The sequence below is a fragment of the Cupriavidus sp. HMR-1 genome (assembly GCF_000319775.1).
Taxonomy (GTDB): Bacteria; Pseudomonadota; Gammaproteobacteria; order Burkholderiales; family Burkholderiaceae; genus Cupriavidus; species Cupriavidus metallidurans.
Window position 1 is genome coordinate 1 of the sequence record NZ_ANKP01000228.1, and the last position, 18,758, is coordinate 18,758.

Sequence of the window (18,758 nt, forward strand, 5' to 3'; positions counted from 1 at the left end):
CCGCCCCTGCCGTCCCCCCCCCCGCCGAACCGGCGTCGCGGGCTCCGCATGGCCGGCCGGCGACCAGCGGGCAGTCCGCCTCCGCCATGACAGTGGCTTCCGGAGCGCCGCTGCCGGCTTCCTCCGCACTGGCGTCCACACCATCGCAAGCCGGACCGACCGGACGTAAGCGTCCAGGACAATCCACTGTGACTGCCCGTACCGGTGCTCCCAATCTTCCCGATCCGCTCGGCGACAACGTCGTCGGCGAGCGTTCCGTCGTACCCCCGATTCAGCAGGGCAAGTCACGCGCCGCGTTGACCAACGAGCTCAATGCCGAGCCTGTGGCGGGCACGGTGCCCGCGGCTCCTGGTGGCGATCTGTTCATCGACGCCGTGCTGGCGCAATCTTATCGGCACTTTTTCGGGCCGACCTCGCAGCCGGCGGTGCCGCCGCGCCAACAGGTCATCTCGATCACGAGGCTGATGGAGAAGCTCGTGTACCTGAAGCCTGCCGATCAGGCCCTGGTGCGCGAGGCATTCCAGTTTTCCGACGAGGCCCACCTGGGCCAGTATCGGCAAAGCGGGGAACCGTACATCACGCACCCCGTGGCGGTGGCCGAGCTTTGCGCCGACTGGAAGCTTGATGTGCAATCCATCATGGCGGCGCTGCTGCACGACGTGATGGAGGACCAGGGCATCACGAAGAGCGAACTGGCCGAGAAATTCGGTCCGAAGGTCTCCGAACTCGTAGATGGTCTGACCAAGCTGGACAAGCTCGAATTCCAGAGCCGGGAGCAGGCGCAGGCGGAGAGCTTCCGCAAGATGCTGCTGGCGATGGCGCGCGACGTGCGGGTGATTCTGGTCAAGCTGGCCGATCGTACGCACAACATGCGCACGCTCGATTTCGTGCCGCCCGAGAAGCGGCGACGGATTGCGCTGGAGACCATGGAGATCTACGCGCCGATCGCGCATCGGCTGGGTCTCAATACGATCTATCGCGAGCTGCAGGAACTGTCGTTCAAGGTCGGCTCGCCATTCCGATACGCCACGCTCGAGAAAGCCGTGAAGGCCGCGCGCGGCAACCGGCGCGAAGTGGTCAAGCGGATTCTGGAAGCCGCCCAGTCCGCGCTGGCCGGGGCCGGTATCGTGGCGGAACTGTCGGGCCGCGAGAAGACGCTCTACAGCATCTATCGCAAGATGCACGACAAGCAGTTGTCGTTTTCGCAGGTACTTGATGTCTACGGTTTCCGCGTGGTCGTGGAAACGCAGATGCACTGCTACATGGCGATGGGCGCGCTGCACGGCCTTTACAAGCCGATGCCGGGCAAGTTCAAGGACTACATCGCCATTCCGAAGATCAACGGATACCAGTCGCTGCACACGACGCTGGTAGGCCCGTTCGGTACGCCGGTGGAGTTCCAGATCCGCACCCGTGGGATGCACCAGATCGCCGAGGCCGGCGTGGCTGCGCACTGGATGTACAAGCACCAGGCGGACCATGCCAACGATATCCAGCAGCAGGCGCACCAGTGGCTGCAGTCGCTGCTCGATATCCAGAGCCAGACCGGCGATTCGCAGGAATTCCTCGAACACGTCAAGATCGATCTGTTCCCGGACGCCGTGTATGTGTTCACGCCGAAGGGGCATATTCGCGCGCTGCCTCGCGGCGCGACGGCACTCGACTTTGCCTACGCAGTCCACAGCGATCTGGGCAACCAGTGTGTGGCGGTCAAGATCAACAACGAGCTTCTGCCGTTGCGCACGGAGCTCAAGAGTGGCGACATCGTCGAGGTCGTGACGGCGCCGTACTCAAAGCCGAATCCGTCATGGCTGGCGTTCGTGCGCACGGGCAAGGCGCGCGCGGCGATTCGCCACTACCTGAAGACCACCAAGCTCGACGAAGCGATCCAGCTCGGCGAGCGCCTGCTGGAACAATCAGCGCGCCAGCTCGGCATCGAACTCAAGGCGGTGCCGCAGTCGGTCTGGGATCGCATGATCCAGTGGACAGGCAATAAGCTCAAGGAAGACATCTTCGCCGACCTCGCGCTGGGACGCCGTGTGCCCGCAGTGGTCGCGCGCCGGATGGAAATCCTGCTGCAGGAACTGTCGGGAGATGTCGACAGCGCGTTGCTGGCAGCCGTCCAGACGTTCGCGGGCGAAGACGCGCCGGCCGTGCCGATTACCGGCGACGAAGGCATGTCGATGATCTTCTCGGCCTGCTGCCGTCCGATCCCCGGCGATTCGATCGTCGGCTACCTCGGCAAGGGTGAAGGGCTGCAGATCCACGTGCAGGATTGCAAGGTGGCCAAGCGGCTGCACAGCAAGGACCCGGAGCACTGGATCGAGGTGATGTGGGCCAAGAAGACGACGCGCGCCTTCGACGTGTCGATCAAGATCATGGTCCGCAACGTCAAGGGTATCGTGGCCCGCGTGGCTGCGGACCTGACCTCCGCAGATGCCAACGTCGCGCACGTGGCGATGGAACCGCAGCAGGGCGGCCATCAGGAGGCTACCTACATGCAGTTCGTGATCCAGGTACAGAACCGCCTGCACCTGGCCAACGTCATGCGGGCGCTGCGACGCAACCCTGATGTGATCCGAATCTTCCGCGACCGCAACGACGGCTAAGACTTCTGCGGGTAGCGGACTTCCAGAATATCGATCTGTTCGATGCCGGCCGGTGTGCGAAGCGGCACCGTGTCGCCCTCGCGCGCCTTGATCAGCGCCTTGGCGATCGGCGAAATCCAGCTTACGTGATTGCTGTCGAGATCGACCTCGTCCATGCCTACGATCGTGATCGTCGTTTCCTCGCCTGACTGATTGGCATAGGTGACCGTGGCGCCGAAGAAGATCTGATCGTTGTCGCCCTGCATCGAAGGATCGACGACTTCGGCCTTGTCCAGGCGACGGGTGAGGAAGCGAATGCGGCGGTCGATTTCGCGCAGGCGCTTCTTGCCGTAGAGATAGTCGCCATTCTCGGAGCGGTCGCCGTTCGAGGCGGCCCACGACACGATCTGCACGATGTCCGGACGCTCCACGTCGATCAGGTGCATCAATTCGTCGCGCAAGCGCTTGTAGCCTGCGGCGGTGATGTAGTTCTTGGTGCCGGCGGGCAGCGGGGTCGCGCCTTCGGGAAGATCTTCGTCGTCATCGTTCGACGACTCTTTGACAAAAGCCTTGTTCATGGTCCGGATCACTTCATCGGGTTCTCATTATAGGAAGTTGCGACTGCCGAACCCTTCACATGAAAAAAATGCACGAAGGGGGTTCACAAAACTGAAAACTTCTATATAATCTCTTTTCTCGGTTGCGGCTGTAGCTCAGTTGGATAGAGTACTTGGCTACGAACCAAGGGGTCGTGGGTTCGAATCCTGCCAGCCGCGCCAACCTATACGAGAAAAGGGCTTCCAGAAATGGAAGCCCTTTTTTCATTTGCGCATTCGGCGCAATCTTCATCTTCTCCTCCCGTACTTCCCAGGCTCTCGCGCCTATCCTTTCTCCAGTGGTGGATCTTCGAATCGGAACGCATCGCGGCGGACCGGCTCCAGTTTCATATCGTCAGGACCGTCGAGGGAGGCAGCATATGCAGCAGCAAGCAGAAGAGTGGCGAGTGGAAGGTTATCGCGGCATGGATGCGTATGTGCTGGTGACGGAAGGCGCGGATGCTGCGGGAAGGCGCTGCTGGGGCTATGAGGTCCGCGTAGGTCAGGAGGGGATGGATCCTTCAGATGCCGGCGATACCGAACTCCTGTCATGTGCTCCATCCTTCGTCACGCGCCATGCGGCGGAGGTTGCCGCATTCAGTGCGGCATATGCCCTGATCGACAAGTTGATTGGGCCGATGCGCTGAGTCCGGCAGTAGCGGGCCAGCCATTGCGATACACGCAATGACGCATATCAAGCCGAATCCGGCATCGTTTGATCGCGATCATTTTTGCTTCCGGGGATGACTCCTAGCCTGAATGTGAGGCGCGCCAGTACGTGCGCGTCAGCAGCAGAGAAGGGAGTTCACCATGCCCGAGTACGATGGATTCAAGATCATCTACGAGGTAGTTGCCTTGCCGAGGGGCAAGTGGGCCATCATGATCGAAATCATTCGCCGTGAGGATGGCGAGGTGTTGATGGCATTGCACAACCCGTTCCCGCGCCAGCCGTTTGATACCAGGCTGGAAGCGCTGGATAACGTGAATCGCTATGTCGATGCCACGATCAACGAGTTCGAGGCCGCATCGCGTGCGAGCCGCGCCGCATAGGTGCATCGGGGAGGCGATGCTGGTGCCGTTCGCGCGGTCATTCTTCGGATTGGTGCAGGAAAGGCTTGCGATGCTCGTGCAATTGCGTCATAATCTCCTTCTTCAGACGCGGGGTGGAGCAGTCTGGCAGCTCGTCGGGCTCATAACCCGAAGGTCGCAGGTTCAAATCCTGCCCCCGCAACCAAGACCTTTATGTCTTGGGTCTAAGTCCTCAAGTTGTTCATCGGCCGTCCGGCCAACGTTTCCCAGTTATACGAATTGAAGTTGAGTGCGCGTAAGCGCGGCACTTTTTCGTGCGCCGTGTTCGCATGTGCTGCGTAGAAGCTTGTGTCGTGCTCGTGTGTCGGAAGGGAGCTAGCAGCCTAGCCCTGAATCAGCGAAGCAGCCATGGCGAAGGTGTCGCGTACTTGAGGCTGATCCTCGCGATCAGCAGCGTCAATGCGATCTCTCAATCGCGACGTCAGCACTTCGAGGTTGCCGCCGGAGCAATGTCGTTTTGCCTCATGCATGAGCTGCGTGAGTTCCTGACCCACATCCGCCCCATCAAACGCACTGACGGACAGCGCCGAGATGCGCTCGAGGTAGTTGTTGACCAGCGCTTCGTCATGCTTCGGTTCAGGCATGGCAACTCCTTGTCGAGCGATTGAGAAACGCCTCGGCGCCGGTCAACGAGTTACCGGTCGCGCAGCAGACGCTCCGGTATCGTGGCGCGTCGGCGCACGGGTTTCAGCGCGCGGTTCGGCCACAGAACATAGTTGGTGTGCGGGTCCATGGGCTTGCCGAAGTAGGAGACCCATACCTGCACACCTTGTTCGGTTTCGGCAACGATCGCAGCGACCGCGCGGGCCGCGGCGGAAGGGGACTTAAGCAGGTCCGACAGCGCTTCGACGCCTTGGACCACATGATGCTTGACCCCTTTGAACCACACGTATTGACGCATGGCAGCAAGAAAACTTTTGGTCATGAAATTCTGATGTTCTCGTTGGCAATGCGAAACTCAGACCACAGCTTACACGGATAGTTGTGACAGATTTGTAGGGGCCCGTCTGATTTTCTGTGGGCGATCAAGGGAATGTGACGCTAAGGCACTTTCATGGAGGCTGTACCCAGTGTGGGGCGCCAAATTGACAAGCCGTCGGCGTTCGCTTAGCGTGGTTGCATATGCTGCACAAATCAGAAATGTCGTAACGCCCAGACATGGAGGATGTGTGGAAAACGTGGCAGAAGTCGAAGAACGCCGCGCGCGCGGCAAGGCCCTGCGGCAGAAAGTGCAGCGCCGTGATCATGCAGTGATTGGCAACGTCGACCGCGATCCGATTTCGTTGCTGGAAGAGAGCAGCGCTGGTCGCGTCTCACGCCTCATCCCCCTGCGTTACGGGCGAATGATCGCTTCGCCTTTCACGTTCTATCGCGGCAGCGCGATCATCCAGGCGCACGATCTGGCCGGAACGCCGAACTCATCGCTCACGATGCAGATCTGCGGCGACTGCCACCTGATGAATTTTGGCGGCTTTGCCACACCCGAGCGCGCGCTACTGTTCGACGTCAATGATTTCGACGAAACCAGCCCGGGACCATGGGAGTGGGACCTGAAGCGCCTGGCCGCAAGTTTTGTCGTTGCCGCACGCCATCTTCGCCACGGCGCCACTGCCGCCGACAACATGGTCTACCAGGTCGCCAACAGCTACCGTGACCGTATGGCCGAGTATGCGGAGATGGCCATTCTCGATACCTGGTACGATCGCATTACCTTCGAGCGCCTGCTCGAATCCGCGGTCAACCCGGAAGTGCAGAAGCGCATCCGGCGCGCGATGGAGAGGGCCGCGGCGCGAACCCATGAATCGCTGTTGCCAAAGCTTACCGAGCACGATGGGGACCGCTGGCGCATTCTCGATGCGCCGCCTGCGGTGTTCCATGTCCATGGCGCGCAAACGCTGTTCGAGACCGACGATGACTGGCTCAGCATCGACGATCCGTCCAAGCTGATCGACCAATCCTTCAGCGACTACAAGTCGACGCTTGCGGCCGACCGGCGCCGGCTGCTCGACCATTTCAAGCTGCAGGACATGGCTTTCAAAGTGGTCGGCGTTGGCAGCGTCGGCACGCGCTGCCTGATCCTGTTGCTGATCGATGGCCACGGCAAGCCGTTGTTCCTGCAGGTCAAGGAGGCTACCAAGTCGGTGGTCGCGCGCTACTTCAAGTCGGCGGCGGTGTCGCATGAAGGCCGTCGCGTCGTGGACGGGCAGCGTCTGATGCAGGCGGCCAGTGACCTGTTTCTCGGTTGGTCGAAGGGGCCGTTCGGGCGCCATTTCTACATCCGCCAGTTGCGCGACATGAAGTTCTCGGTCGATATCGAACTCATGGACGCCGATCTGCTGGCGACCTACGGCCAGGTGTGCGGCTGGGTGCTGGCGCGCGCCCATGCCAAGGCCAGTGGACACGCCGCCGAGATCAGCGGGTATCTCGGCGCCAGCGACCGCATGGCTGAGTCCCTGATCGCCTATTCGAACGCTTACGCCGACCAGGTGGAACGGGATTACGATCTGTTCGTGAAGGCCTGTCGTTCCGGGCGCCTTGAAGCACGTACAGATGTCGACATGGCTGCAGATTTCCGCGTGTGACGATCGCTTGTCAGAGGAGGTTGCCGATGACCGAACAGATGCTGCTGCAACTGATGGTGGAGGTGGAGAAGGCCGATCCCATCGACTATGCAAACCTGCCGTTCGACGATGAAGCCCTGCGGGCGATGGCCTGCAAACTGATCGCCGAGCGTTCCACCGAACTCGAGACTTCCGGTATGTCGCATGAGGCGCTGCTGGCCACGCTTTGGGCGTCCACCGCCAAGCTCGTGCTCGAGAACATCGTGCTCAATGCCAGGCTGCTTACCCTGCAGGGCAAGTCGGATGACGCGCGTGTGCTGATCGACAGGATCTCCCGCCAGTCGCGAGGCAAGTCCTGAGAGCCTGTGGGAAGATAAAAGAGTTGCCTGAATCACACGAGTGCACCGGGATCGCCGATTCGCTAAAATAGCGCGTTTCCCGCCCGGCACTCGGGCGGCGTCTGTCCTGGAGGATTTCGGGTGATCAAGTGGATTATCGTCGCGGCCTATCTGGGTGCCATCCTGTATGTGCACTTCCGCGGCAAGGTACGTCTGCCTTTTATGCGGCAGTTGCTGGATCATTCAGCGCTGGTCGCGCCTTTTAACTGCTTCATGTACATCTTCTCCGGAGTGCCGCGCACGCCGTACATTCCGGTCGAGCGGTTTCCCGATCTGGAGAAAATCCGTTCGGCCTGGCCGCAGATTCGTGACGAAGGCCTGGCGCTGATCGCGATGCGCAAGATCAAGGCAGCCGACAAGAACGATGACGCCGGATTCAATTCGTTCTTCAAGTACGGCTGGAAGCGCTTCTACCTGAAGTGGTACGAAGCCCAGCACCCGTCGGCGGAAGCGCTGTGCCCCAACACGGTCGCACTGCTGCGCGATATGCCATCGGTCAAGGCCGCGATGTTTGCCGAGCTGCCGCCCGGCGGCAAGCTCAATCCGCACCGTGATCCATTCGCCGGATCGCTGCGCTATCACCTGGGCCTGGCCACGCCGAATGACGATCGCTGCTTCATCGAGGTAGATGGCGAGCGGCATAGCTGGCGTGACGGGCAGGGTGTGGTGTTCGATGAAACGTACCTGCACTGGGCCGAGAACAAGAGTGAGACCGATCGCCTGATCCTGTTCTGCGATATCGAGCGGCCGATGCGCTACCGCTGGGCTGCTGCGGTCAACCATTGGTTGGGTCGCAAGGTGATGACCGCCGCGAGTTCGCCGAACGACGAAAACGACCAGACCGGCATGATCAACAAGCTGTTCCGCTTTGTCTGGCTCGGCGGTCAGTACCGTCGCCGCTTCAAGGCCTGGAACAAGAACCTGTACTACGTGACCAAGTTTGGCCTGATCATCGGTGGCGTCGCGTTGATCGTGTTTATCTGAGTGACGTGCGTCGCTGCAAACGAAAATGAAAAAGCCGGCTTAGCCGGCTTTTTTCGTACTCAGTCGTTCTGCGTCGCGCGTTCGTTGCCCAGCGCCTCGTAGTAGGCGCGCTTGGCGTCGTACATCCGTCTGTCCGCAGTTTTCACGGCATCGGTCAGGCGGTCGCCCTGCATGCAGGTGGCCGACCCGATCGAGAATGACAGCCGCGCGCCGGGATAGAACTGGTTGTTGAGGACGACCACCTCTTCGATCTGCTCCACCACCGTCGCAGCACCCCGCTCGTCGCGCCCGGGAAGCAGCACCATGAACTCGTCGCCACCGGTGCGCGCGATGCAAGCCTGTTCGCCCACGGCTTTCTTCAGCACTTCTCCAGTACGGCGTAGCAGGCCGTCGCCGTCCCCGTGGCCGAACTGATCGTTCACGGCCTTCAGTCCATTCAGGTCCACCGCGATCACGCTGACCGGCCACGGCCCCTTGCGGCCCAGCCGCGCCAGTTCATCCTCGTAGTACGCGCGGTTGTAGAGTTTGGTCAGCACGTCGTGCTTGCCGAGGAACTCGACGTAGGCTTCGGCCTTCTTGCGTGCCGTGATGTCGGTCAGCGACACCAGCACCTGGTCCCAGTCAGCCTCTCGCCCCGGAAACACCGACCACTGCATGAACACGTCCACCGGGCGGCCGTCCAGCGCGTAGTTGATGACTTCGCGCTGTTGCCAGAGCTTTTCATGCCAGAGGTCGACCAGTTGCTCGGCAAAGTGGATGCGCATGTCGTCGCGAAACACGTCGCCGAGTCGCGACAGCAGGATTTCCTTGCTGGGTGCGCCGAACATCGCCAGCGTCTGCTGGTTGACGTCGAGCACGCGGATCTCCTGCATGCAGCGCGAGACGAAATCGGGGTGCACGTTCAGGAACGTGCGGAAATCCGTGATCCCTGCCGCGCGGACTTCGTCGAGCAGCATCTTGACCACGCTGAAGTCTTCCACCCAGAGCGATACCGGTGAATGCTCGAACAGGCCCACGGCGTACTGCTGGGCCCGGCGCAGGTCACGTTCGTTGCGCACGCGGGCCGTGATGTCCTCGATCGACAGCAGCACACTCGACCAGTCGTCCTCGTGCCCGGGCATGACGCGGGCCTCCAGGCGGATGTCGAGTCGCTCGCCGTCCAGCGTGTAGTTGACGGTCTGGCTCGAGAAACGATTGTCGCCGTCCCACAGTTGTCCGAGTTCCTCGACGTGTTGATCGAACATGTCGTCGCGAAACACGGTGTGGAGGTTGGCAACCAGCGTATCCAGATCGGCGGCGCGGAAGAGGTCCAGCGTCCGGCGGTTGACGTCGAGCACGCGAATCAGAGAAGAGCACCGTGCCACTTCCGAGGGGTTGTCGCGCAGGTGGCGGCGCAGATTGGTGACGCCATCGGCCCGCAACTGCGTGAAGGCCTGCCGCACCGCGCTGAAATCCTCCAGCCACAGCGAAACGGGCGCTAGCTGGAACAGCGTTCGATAGTCATCGTCGAGCCGCGAAGCGGCGGGTCCTTGCGCCAATTTTTTCTCCCCATTTTTTGTGTTCGGCGTATCGCGCAATAGGATAGGCGAGCGTGCCCGAATCGGGGAAGAAATCTCGCAAGAACGATGCCGGCGTCGGCATCGGCGCCACGTTCAGGCGGCCATGCGCCGAACCACGCCCGCCACGGTATCGAGCGCGCGCTCGATTTCCGGAGATCTGGGAATGCCGCAGTTCAGCCGCAGGTAGTGATTGAATCGATTCGAGTTCGAGAACATGGCGCCTGGCATCACCCGGATGCCCTCGGCCAGCGCCTGTTCGAAGACCGCTTCCGACGAGATCGACTGGGGCATTTCCACCCAAAGATGCAGTCCGCCGCGCGGCAGCGTCAGGCGGGTACCCGACGGGAAGGTGGCTGCGATCCTCTGGGCCATCCATTCGCGCTGGGTTCGCAACTGGGTGCGCAGGCGACGCAGGTGACGCTCGAATGCCCCCGTGCCCATGAACTCGGCCACGGCGATCTGCGTCAGCATCTCGTTCGGGCGCGACAGGCCGAACTTGAGCATCTCCACGCGCGCCTGCCACTTGCCCGCCGTGATCCAGCCGAGTCGCATGCCGGGTGCCAGGATCTTGTGGAGTGACCCGCAGTAGATCACGGAGCCCGTTGTGTCCCATGCCTTGGCGGCCGTCAGCGGCACCTCGTCGTCGAAGGTGGCCGAGCAGCAGTCGTCTTCGATCAGCGTGAGGCCGCGTGTGGCGCACCAGTTCACTAGGCGCTGTTTGTGTGTGTCCGGCATGACGCAGCCGAGTGGATTCTGCAGGTTCGGCACCACGCAGACGGCCTTGATGTTGTCGTAGGTCTGGGCAGCCAGATCCAGCGCCTCGAGCGACATGCCGGTCTGCGGGCTGCAAGGAATCTCGAGCGCGCGCATTCCCAGGCTTTCGAGAATCTGCAGCAGGCCGTAGTACGTCGGCGATTCCACGGCGATGACATCGCCGGGGTTGGCCACGGCCCGCAGGGCCAGCGTCAGGGCTTCGGTGCAGCCGTGTGTGACCACGATGTCCTCGGGCGCGACGTTGATCCGCGCGCGCAACGCGTGCCTGGCCAATGCCGCGCGAAACGCGGGGTGGCCGTCGAAGTCGACCGAACTGCCAAAGAGCATCGGGTATCGCCGCAGTGCCCGCGTGGCGGCATAGCGCAACGCGGCGGCCGGATACAGCTCCGGCGCCCCGCAGGCACCGCCGAAGTTGATCCGGTAATGCTGGCCGCGCGCCAGGATTGCGGAGATGCGCTGGTGGATGCCGACGTACTGCGCGGGGTCCGGCAATCCGGTGGCCGGTTCTTCGATCGGGGCCAGCGAGGGCCGCGCGGGAGCACGCACGAAATAGCCCGAGCGCGGCCGCGCTTCGAGCAGGCCGGCCGCCTCAAGCTCGCGGCAGGCCTGGAGCGCCGTGGACAAGCTCACGTCGTGCAGCCCCATCAGCGAACGCACGGACGGCATCCGGTCACCCGGCGCCAGCGTGCCCACCGAAATCGCCTGCCGATAATGGCCCGCCACCTGCTGGTAGAGCGGGGCGGAGGACTGAGGCGATGCGGCGGGGGCGAGGTTGGCGGTCATGGGGGCATCTTCGCGCGATGGGGCGAAGTGGAACAGATACAGATGCGGTGTCTCTGTATCGTAACAGGGCGCAAGTTTGACATCTGTTCTGCTTGCGCTCGCGATGGCTTGTGCCTGTTGGCAAGGCGGGCGGCTCGGTAGCCTTGTTTGCATGATTTTGCGACCCAGGAGCCACGCCATGTCATTCATCAAGCCCGCCGAATCTACCGAATCGACCGAACTTCCCGGACCCGTTTCCCGCACTATCCGGCTCGCTGCCGGCCAGTGCTTTTTCGAGCACCTGTCAGCCGGCACGATCGTGCATGTCGAGGGCGGGGGCATTGTCGTGACCACCGCGCCACGCTGGCTGGCCAGCGATATCAGCCAGGCCGTGCACACGCTGTATGCCGGGGACGTGCTTGTGATCCAAGTCACAGGTTGGACTTGCCTGGCCGCGCAGGGGGCCGCGCGCTGCCAAATCATGGTGCCGGCGCCGCGCCCAGGATGGTGGCGGCTGATAAAATCCCGCTTCGGCCGTTCTGGCTTCCTGCTGGGCAACTCCCGGCCACCAGACACCAAGGCCACAGAACCATCGGTACCCCATGCTACGTCTCAGTGAAGTCAAACTCCCGCTCGACCATACCGAAAGCGACCTGGACGCCGCCGTGCGCGCCCATCTCGCGCAGATCGGCGTCAAGGGCGACGGGCTCATCGGTTTTACCGTCTTTCGCCGCGCGCATGACGCGCGCAAGCGCGACGATATCAAGCTGACCTACATCATCGATATCGAGGTCAAGGACGAGGCGGGCGCCCTGAAGCGGATGGCTCGCAAACCGAACTGGAGCGTGACGCCGGACATGGCCTACCACTTCGTTGCCCGCGCACCCGAGGGCGGGCCGAAGTCGCGACCAGTGGTGATCGGCCTGGGCCCATGTGGCCTGCTTGCCGGCCTGATCCTGGCGCAGATGGGCTTCCGCCCGATCATTCTCGAGCGCGGCAAGGAAGTACGCGAGCGAACCAAGGACACGTTCGGACTCTGGCGCAAGAGCGTGCTGAACCCCGAGTCGAACGTGCAGTTCGGCGAAGGCGGCGCGGGCACGTTCTCCGACGGCAAGCTCTACAGCCAGATCAAGGATCCGAAGCACTACGGCCGCAAGGTGCTCGACGAGTTCGTGCGCGCGGGCGCGCCGGAGGACATCCTGTACAAGGCGCGGCCGCACATCGGCACGTTCCGGCTGGTGAGCATGGTCGAGAAGATGCGCGCGGAGATGCTGTCGCTGGGCGCCGAGATCCGCTTCGAGACGCGCGTGGACGATGTCGATATTGACAACGGCCAGGTGCGCGGGCTGAAGCTGTCCACTGGCGACTATCTGCCTTGTGACCACGTGATCCTGGCTGTGGGCCACAGCGCGCGCGACACGTTCGAGATGCTGCATGACCGAGGCGTCTTCATGGAGGCCAAGCCGTTCTCGCTGGGCTTCCGCATCGAGCATCCGCAAGGCTTGATCAACCGCAGCCGCTTCGGCAAGTTCGCCGGTAACAAGCTGCTGGGCGCCGCCGACTACAAGGTGGTTCACCACGCCAGCAATGGCCGCGCGGTCTACAGCTTCTGCATGTGCCCGGGCGGCACCGTGGTGGCCGCCGCGTCCGAGCCGGGCCGGCTCGTGACCAACGGGATGAGCCAGTACTATCGCGCCGAGCGCAATGCCAATGCCGGTATCGTCGTGGGGATCACACCCGAGGAGGACTTCCCGGGTGGCCCGCTGGCCGGGATCGCATTCCAGCGCAAGTGGGAAGAGCGCGCGTTTGCGCTGGGCGGCAGCGACTATCGCGCCCCGGGGCAACTGGTTGGCGATTTCATCGCAGGGCGTGCCTCGACGGCGCTCGGCTCGGTGGAGCCGTCGTACAAGCCGGGTGTGACCCCGACCGACCTGAGCACGGCGCTGCCAGACTATGTCATCGACGCGATCCGCGAGGCGCTGCCCGAGATCGACAAGAAGATCGCAGGGTTTGCGATGCACGATGCGGTGCTGACCGGCGTGGAGACGCGCACGTCTTCTCCGCTGCGGATTCGCCGTGATCGCGAGAACTATCAGAGCATCAACGTGAAGGGGCTCTATCCCGCTGGCGAAGGTGCCGGTTATGCCGGGGGAATCTACTCGGCGGCGATCGACGGCATCGAAGTCGCCGAGGCCGTGGCCTTGAGCATCGCGAACGCATGAGCGTGAACACGACCGATCAGGCAAGGCTGGCCAATCCCGCCGACAACGATGGCATCATCGCGGACGTGCGCCACTGGTTGGCGCGCGCTGTGATTGGCCTGAACCTGTGCCCGTTTGCCAAGAGCGTGTATGTCAAGGATCAGGTCCGCTACGTGATCAGCGACGCGACGCGCGACGAGGACGTGCTGGACGATCTCGAGCGCGAGTTACGCCTGCTGGAGACGTCCGATCCGGAGAAGATCGACACGATTCTGCTGATTGTGCCGCACGCGCTGGGCGACTTCCTGGCCTACAACGACTTCCTGTATTTCGCCGATCGCCTGCTGCGTAGCCTGAAGCTCGAGGGTACGTTGCAGATTGCGAGTTTCCATCCGCGCTACCAGTTCGAGGGCACCGAGCCCGACGACATCGAGAACTACACGAATCGCGCACCGTATCCGATCCTGCACTTGCTGCGTGAAGACAGCATCGCGCGTGCCGCCGAAGCGGTCCCGGAGGCGGAGGATATCTACGAGCGCAATATGGAAACGATGCGCCGGCTCGGCCACGCAGGCTGGCTCGAATGGATGGCTGGCAAGAGCGATCTCTGACTCGATTGCTGACGCGATCTCCGATGCGTCCTCCGACCGCAGCCCGGATCAGGGCGCGGTGAAGAATCGCTCGTTCAGTTCTTCCAGGCCGAGCGATTCCAGTACATTGTGCAAGCGCTCCGCCGGACGGCGGCGCGGCAAATCCTTGTACTGGGCGATGATCAGTTCGTTCTTCATCGAGTGTTCCCAGCCCACCAGCTCCGTCACGCTGACCTGATAGCCGTGCGCTTCAAGCTGCAGGCAGCGCAGCACGTTGGTGACCTGGCTGCCGAACTCTCGCGTGTGCAGTGGGTGGCGCCAGATTTCCGTCAGCGGATTGCCGGCCAGCAACTTGCCTTTGTGCTTGCGCAGCACGCTCGCGACCTCGGCCTGGCAGCAGGGCACCAGCACGATGTGCCGCGCCTGCTTGGCCAGCGCGAAGTGGATCGCATCGTCAGTGGCCGTATTGCACGCGTGCAGGGCCGTCACGACGTCGATGGTCTGCGGCAATGCGGGCGACGTGATCGAATCGGCCACGGAGAGGTTCAGGAACGACATCCCACCGAAGCCCAGGCGGCTGGCCAGCGCCTGCGAGCTGGTCACCAGTTCCTCGCGGGTCTCGATGCCGTAGATGTGTGAGCTGTCCTTCAGGTCCTTGAAGAAGAGATCGAAGAGGATGAACCCGAGATACGACTTGCCCGCGCCGTGGTCCACCAGCGAGACCGTGCCTTTTTCGTCCTTTACCTCGCGCAGCAGTGGCTCGATGAACTGGTACAGGTGATAGACCTGCTTGAGCTTGCGGCGGCTGTCCTGATTCATCTTGCCGTCACGCGTCAGGATGTGGAGTTCCTTGAGCAGTTCGATTGACTGGCCGGGACGGACTTCGTAGGTGCTGGACATCGGGGTGGTGCCTTGGGGCGGGGACATCGGAGGGCGCTAGTTTACCGAAATTGCGCCCCCCCTACTTTTGTGGGCTCAAGTTCACACCGCCGGCGCCGTTGAACATGGATCGACGACAAGCACAGTTGGCGACGGATTCGGTGGGTCTTTGCGGAAAGTCCCCGGGCGATGGGCCCAGGCCGGCTGTTGCGACATGCAGCATAGAGGCGGGGACACATGACAGCCGACGCGGGGTTGCGCCTGGAACTCAGCCAGCCTGGGAGCCAGGTCAGGGCTTGCTTTACACCGGACGTGGGCCACTTGCCGCCCGATCGCGCCAGCCTGGACGCTTCGCTGGAAGCTTGCCTGGCCGAGCACGGCTGGCAGGGCGCGCGGCTGGACGCCGCCGCCGTGACGGGCTTCCTGACGCAATGCCAACTGACCGATCGCGAGATTGACGCAGTGATCGGCAGCGTCCTGGATGGCGAATTCGAACTTGAGATCACGGCCGACAAGCTGCGGCTGTTGCTGACGCTGGTGGCCTCGGAAGGCGGCCGGCCAATCACGGCCGAAGAGATCGCCGCCGCCGCGGCTTCGATGGGGGTGGTGGCCTTGCTCGACAGCGCGGCAATCGGCGTTGCACTGGAGGCCGGTAGCTGCGAGGGTCGCGAGATCGCGCGCGGCGTGGCGCCCGTGCAGGGTGAGACAGCGCGCTTCGAGAGCCTCGTCCAGCCCCGCAGGCCTGTCCTGGCGGAGAACGAGGACGAGCGTGTCGACCTGCGCGATCTCGGTAGTCTCCTGCTCGTCAACCCGGGTACCGCGCTAATGCGCCGCACGCCGGCCAGATCGGGCAAGGACGGCATGGATGTGCTTGGCAAGACGATTCCGGCCGACCCTGTGGTGGATACGCCCTACGCGTCCGATCTGACCGGCGTGGCAAGCGATCCGAATGATCCACTGCTGCTGATCGCCGTGATCGCAGGCTCGCCCCGGGTGCTGCCACATGGTGTGATCGTCAGCCCGGTGGTCGACGTCGATGCCGTCGACCTGCATTCCGGCAACGTCAATTTCGATGGGTCGCTCCGCGTGTCGGGCGATATCCGCACCGGCATGTCGGTACGTGTCACCGGTGATGTGGTTGTGCAGGGGACGATCGAAGCCGCCAGTGTGCAGGCCGGCGGCGATGTGATCGTCAAGGGCGGCATCATCGGCAAGGCAGAAACCGCGAGCGGTGGCGCCCCGAGTGAGATTGCCAGCGTGCGCAGCAAGGGCTCCGTTCATGCGCGTTTCATCCAGAATGCGATTGTCGAGGCAGTGGCCGAGGTGATCGTGGAGAGCGGGATCCGGCAGAGCGACGTCTCCGCGGGCGAACGGGTGGTGGTTGGCGTGCCGAGCGCGCCAGGCAGCATCAGCGGCGGGCGTACGCGGGCGATGCAGAGTGTCAGCACTGGGACCCTGGGCGCGCCGGCGGGTACCGCCACTACCGTGCAGGTCGGACTCAACCCGCTTGCCGACGAGCAGAAGGCGGAACTGGAAGTCCGGCGCGGCAAGATCGTCGAGGAACAGTGCAAACTCCAGCAACTCGTGGCGTTCTTTGCCAAGCACCCCGAACGCGCCACGGGGGACATCCGCGAGAAGGCGCGTGCCACGATGTACAGGATCAATCGCGACCTGTTCGAGCTCGACGCGGAGATCGCCCACCTGGCCGAGCAGATGAAGCCGTCCGAGCAGGCGCAGATCGCGGTGGGCCGGCATATCCACGGCGGCGTGACGCTGCAGGTCGGCCACAAGGTGCTCAAGGTCATGGAAGACAAGCCAGGCGGCCAGATACGCGTGGTGGACGACCGCATCGCCGTGAACTGACGCGGGTGGCGCACCTTCCGTTCCTGCTTCCAAACGGATGCAGCACGTTACGGGGAACGTGACACGTTACGCGAGTCGTAACGTCGCCGCCCCAGGCCACTCTGGCGCGATCGCCCGCCATCCCGCCTCCGGTAACGCATCGCCGCCACGCCGCGCCGTCGTCCGGTGCGCGCCACCGCTGGCACGACGTTTGCGCCATGTGTCTCCGCAGACAAACAGCGGAGCACAGGAGCACACCATGGGCGCGATCGTGATTGAGAGCCATCCACTGACCAGGCTGGGTATGCAACGCCTGCTTGAACGTATGCCAGGCATCGGCCCGGTGGAGAGTATCGATCCCGAGGGGATCCTGCTGTTCGCGCATAGCCTGGAAGACGTGCTGGTCATCTACGGCATGACAGTGGACGCCTTCGACAACTGGTATCTGCTGCGGCGCTTGCACCAGGCGCTGCCCAATGCGCGCATCCTGCTGCTGTCGGACAACATGTGGATGCATGTGCCGTCGTCGCTGCGCGCGTGCGGTGTACAGGAGCATCTGCCGAAGTCGGCGTCGATCGAGCGGATGGAAACGGTGCTCGTGCGTATGCTGGGAGACCCCGATGTTGCGGTCGATGCTCCGATGGATGACTCCATGTTCCGATCGCATCGATAGTCGGCACGCTTTCGGACTGTCTTTGGGCAGCCAGTGCGCGGCCGTTGGGATGAGACGAATCGCATTTTGCAGGTCCCTCGGTTTTTCACCGTTCCCCACGCCTAGAATTTCCGTCATCCAATGTTGGATGGTCACTGGCAGGGAGGGAATGATGATGGAAATGACTCTGGACGATCGGACCACGAGATGCGAGGTGGAGCTTGGTCCGATGCAGGCAATGGCGCCTGTCGTGTCGTTGAGCGGCGACGGCGGTCTGCCAGACGATCCCGAAGCGGCGCATCTGGAGGCGGCCGACGAACTGCTGCATCGCCGTGGCATGTCGCTCGCGGACTGTGAGGTCTCGCGTGTCTATGCAGGTTTTGACGGCGGTGACGATGCGGTGCTGCTCGTCGTGCGCGTGGGTCGTGGCGTTGATATGTTCGCGCTCAACGAGGCGTTGACCGCCGTCCAGCTTGCGCGAGGCCTGTTGCCTTCGGCCCAACTCGACGTTGTGTTTCAGGCATGAGTGTCGATGCGCGGGAGATGCTCCATTTCGCCGCCGACATTGCCGGGGCGGCGATGGGGGAGGTGGCCTACCGCTCGTCGATCAGCCGTAGCTACTACGCGGCCTATCACGCGGCCTACGCCTGGCATACCGCGCTGCCCGTTCCGGGTAGCGCGGGTTCGCGCCGGACAGGACGGCACGAAACACTCGTCAACCAGCTCTACCAGCCGGGGGTAAAACGGTCTCACTTCGCCTATTGGCAATCGATTGCACTGGCAAGAATGCTGAATCGCAACAGGCTGCTGCGAGTCGAGGCCGACTATTACGTCGACGCGGTGGTCGAACGCGGCAAGATGATGGAGGCGCTTGCCAACAGCACGGCCATTGTCGAGCGGTGCACGTAGCGGGAGACTCCGATGCCGACTCAAGCATGGTGCCGGCACGACAGTTGCCGCGCCCGAGGAATGTGGCGGCCAGCGGACGGCATGAGGCAGATGCACGCAGGTCGTGCCAGCCAGGCTGGCGTAGCCCAGCGCAGGTCGGGGGAGAAAAAGAGGGATGGCGATGTGGCAGCTGCGGATTATATGGGCGTCGTCGTGCCCAAGTTATCTGTCGACTGCAAAGCAAAAAGGGCAACCCGTGAGGGTTGCCCTTTCTACTTTCAAGTGGTGCCGGAGATAGGAGTCGAACCTACGACCTTCGCATTACGAATGCGCTGCTCTACCAACTGAGCTACACCGGCGAAACCTTAAACTTGCGAAACCTGTTCTACCGCTTG

At 62.7% G+C, this 18,758-nt stretch carries 19 protein-coding genes and 3 tRNA genes; 15 read left to right on the top strand and 7 right to left on the bottom strand.

The window, feature by feature from the left end; translation table 11 throughout:
• The first annotated feature begins 188 nt into the window (after positions 1 to 188).
• Positions 189 to 2,609 (top strand): bifunctional (p)ppGpp synthetase/guanosine-3',5'-bis(diphosphate) 3'-pyrophosphohydrolase, encoded by a 2,421-nt coding sequence (locus tag D769_RS22295; RefSeq protein WP_008649723.1) that lies wholly within the window; start codon positions 189 to 191, stop codon positions 2,607 to 2,609.
• Here D769_RS22295 and greB read toward each other — a convergent pair.
• Positions 2,606 to 3,166, bottom strand: a complete 561-nt coding sequence (gene greB / locus D769_RS22300) for a transcription elongation factor GreB (RefSeq protein WP_008649726.1) — start codon at positions 3,164 to 3,166, stop codon at positions 2,606 to 2,608. The genes D769_RS22295 and greB overlap by 4 nt on opposite strands.
• A 124-nt stretch (positions 3,167 to 3,290) precedes the next feature.
• On the opposite strand from greB, the gene D769_RS22305 reads away from it, so the two are divergent.
• From D769_RS22305 to D769_RS22320, 4 genes are all read left to right on the top strand, one after another.
• Positions 3,291 to 3,367 (top strand) — tRNA-Arg (locus tag D769_RS22305).
• 197 nt (positions 3,368 to 3,564) lie between these two features.
• A complete protein-coding gene (locus tag D769_RS22310; protein WP_008649729.1) occupies positions 3,565 to 3,831 on the top strand; it encodes a hypothetical protein in 267 nt (88 codons plus the stop codon).
• A gap of 163 nt (positions 3,832 to 3,994) precedes the next feature.
• Entirely contained in the window at positions 3,995 to 4,234 is a 240-nt protein-coding gene (locus D769_RS22315) for a hypothetical protein (protein WP_008649731.1), read from the top strand.
• 107 nt (positions 4,235 to 4,341) lie between these two features.
• Positions 4,342 to 4,418 (top strand) — tRNA-Met (locus D769_RS22320).
• Between the two features lie 178 nt (positions 4,419 to 4,596).
• Here D769_RS22320 and D769_RS22325 read toward each other — a convergent pair.
• Together D769_RS22325 and D769_RS22330 are read right to left on the bottom strand one after the other, a co-directional pair.
• Positions 4,597 to 4,857: a hypothetical protein gene (locus D769_RS22325; protein WP_008649733.1), complete on the bottom strand. Its 261-nt coding sequence runs from the start codon at positions 4,855 to 4,857 to the stop codon at positions 4,597 to 4,599.
• A 50-nt stretch (positions 4,858 to 4,907) separates the two neighbouring features.
• A complete protein-coding gene (locus D769_RS22330; protein WP_008649735.1) occupies positions 4,908 to 5,198 on the bottom strand; it encodes a hypothetical protein in 291 nt (96 codons plus the stop codon).
• Positions 5,199 to 5,442: 244 nt separating this feature from the next.
• On the opposite strand from D769_RS22330, the gene D769_RS22335 reads away from it, so the two are divergent.
• The 3 genes from D769_RS22335 to lpxO all read left to right on the top strand — a co-directional run bounded on the left by D769_RS22335 (position 5,443) and on the right by lpxO (position 8,216).
• Complete coding sequence (locus D769_RS22335) at positions 5,443 to 6,855, top strand: DUF2252 domain-containing protein (protein WP_008649736.1); 1,413 nt, start codon at positions 5,443 to 5,445, stop codon at positions 6,853 to 6,855.
• 26 nt (positions 6,856 to 6,881) lie between these two features.
• Positions 6,882 to 7,193, top strand: a complete 312-nt coding sequence (locus tag D769_RS22340) for a hypothetical protein (RefSeq protein ID WP_008649737.1) — start codon at positions 6,882 to 6,884, stop codon at positions 7,191 to 7,193.
• Between the two features lie 120 nt (positions 7,194 to 7,313).
• On the top strand, positions 7,314 to 8,216 hold the full coding sequence (gene lpxO, locus D769_RS22345; RefSeq protein ID WP_008649738.1) for a lipid A hydroxylase LpxO: 903 nt from the start codon (positions 7,314 to 7,316) through the stop codon (positions 8,214 to 8,216).
• 59 nt (positions 8,217 to 8,275) lie between these two features.
• Here the strand turns inward: lpxO and D769_RS22350 are convergent, their stop codons facing one another.
• Positions 8,276 to 9,754 carry a GGDEF domain-containing protein gene (locus D769_RS22350; protein ID WP_008649739.1) on the bottom strand — a complete coding sequence of 493 codons (1,479 nt, stop codon included), beginning with the start codon at positions 9,752 to 9,754 and terminating at the stop codon, positions 8,276 to 8,278.
• A 114-nt stretch (positions 9,755 to 9,868) separates the two neighbouring features.
• The gene (locus D769_RS22355) at positions 9,869 to 11,332 is read right to left on the bottom strand and encodes a PLP-dependent aminotransferase family protein (RefSeq protein WP_008649740.1); all 1,464 of its coding nucleotides are present in this window, start codon (positions 11,330 to 11,332) and stop codon (positions 9,869 to 9,871) included.
• Positions 11,333 to 11,510: 178 nt separating this feature from the next.
• Here D769_RS22355 and D769_RS22360 point away from each other — a divergent pair, with 178 nt between their 5' ends.
• Genes D769_RS22360 through D769_RS22370 form a run of 3 tightly spaced genes read left to right on the top strand, consistent with a single transcriptional unit; the run spans position 11,511 to position 14,123 of the window.
• The gene (locus tag D769_RS22360; protein WP_008649741.1) at positions 11,511 to 11,930 is read left to right on the top strand and encodes a hypothetical protein; all 420 of its coding nucleotides are present in this window, start codon (positions 11,511 to 11,513) and stop codon (positions 11,928 to 11,930) included.
• Positions 11,914 to 13,533, top strand: coding sequence for an NAD(P)/FAD-dependent oxidoreductase (locus D769_RS22365; RefSeq protein WP_008649742.1), 1,620 nt, complete (start codon positions 11,914 to 11,916; stop codon positions 13,531 to 13,533). Before D769_RS22360 ends, D769_RS22365 begins: the two co-directional genes overlap by 17 nt.
• Positions 13,530 to 14,123 (top strand): DUF1415 domain-containing protein, encoded by a 594-nt coding sequence (locus tag D769_RS22370; protein ID WP_008649743.1) that lies wholly within the window; start codon positions 13,530 to 13,532, stop codon positions 14,121 to 14,123. The genes D769_RS22365 and D769_RS22370 overlap by 4 nt, the downstream gene beginning before the upstream one ends.
• 48 nt (positions 14,124 to 14,171) lie before the next feature.
• Here D769_RS22370 and D769_RS22375 read toward each other — a convergent pair whose 3' ends face one another.
• On the bottom strand, positions 14,172 to 15,002 hold the full coding sequence (locus D769_RS22375) for an SAM-dependent methyltransferase (RefSeq protein WP_008649744.1): 831 nt from the start codon (positions 15,000 to 15,002) through the stop codon (positions 14,172 to 14,174).
• Positions 15,003 to 15,218: 216 nt separating this feature from the next.
• Between D769_RS22375 and D769_RS22380 the strand changes: the two genes are divergently transcribed.
• From D769_RS22380 to D769_RS22395, 4 genes are all read left to right on the top strand, one after another.
• The gene (locus D769_RS22380) at positions 15,219 to 16,844 is read left to right on the top strand and encodes a FapA family protein (RefSeq protein ID WP_008649745.1); all 1,626 of its coding nucleotides are present in this window, start codon (positions 15,219 to 15,221) and stop codon (positions 16,842 to 16,844) included.
• Positions 16,845 to 17,082: 238 nt separating this feature from the next.
• Positions 17,083 to 17,496 carry a response regulator transcription factor gene (locus D769_RS22385; protein ID WP_008649746.1) on the top strand — a complete coding sequence of 138 codons (414 nt, stop codon included), beginning with the start codon at positions 17,083 to 17,085 and terminating at the stop codon, positions 17,494 to 17,496.
• A 160-nt stretch (positions 17,497 to 17,656) separates the two neighbouring features.
• Positions 17,657 to 18,001 (top strand): hypothetical protein, encoded by a 345-nt coding sequence (locus tag D769_RS22390; protein WP_234706944.1) that lies wholly within the window; start codon positions 17,657 to 17,659, stop codon positions 17,999 to 18,001.
• Positions 17,998 to 18,384, top strand: coding sequence for a hypothetical protein (locus tag D769_RS22395; protein WP_008649748.1), 387 nt, complete (start codon positions 17,998 to 18,000; stop codon positions 18,382 to 18,384). Before D769_RS22390 ends, D769_RS22395 begins: the two co-directional genes overlap by 4 nt.
• A gap of 262 nt (positions 18,385 to 18,646) precedes the next feature.
• Here the strand turns inward: D769_RS22395 and D769_RS22400 are convergent.
• Positions 18,647 to 18,722 (bottom strand) — tRNA-Thr (locus D769_RS22400).
• Positions 18,723 to 18,758: the final 36 nt, after the last annotated feature.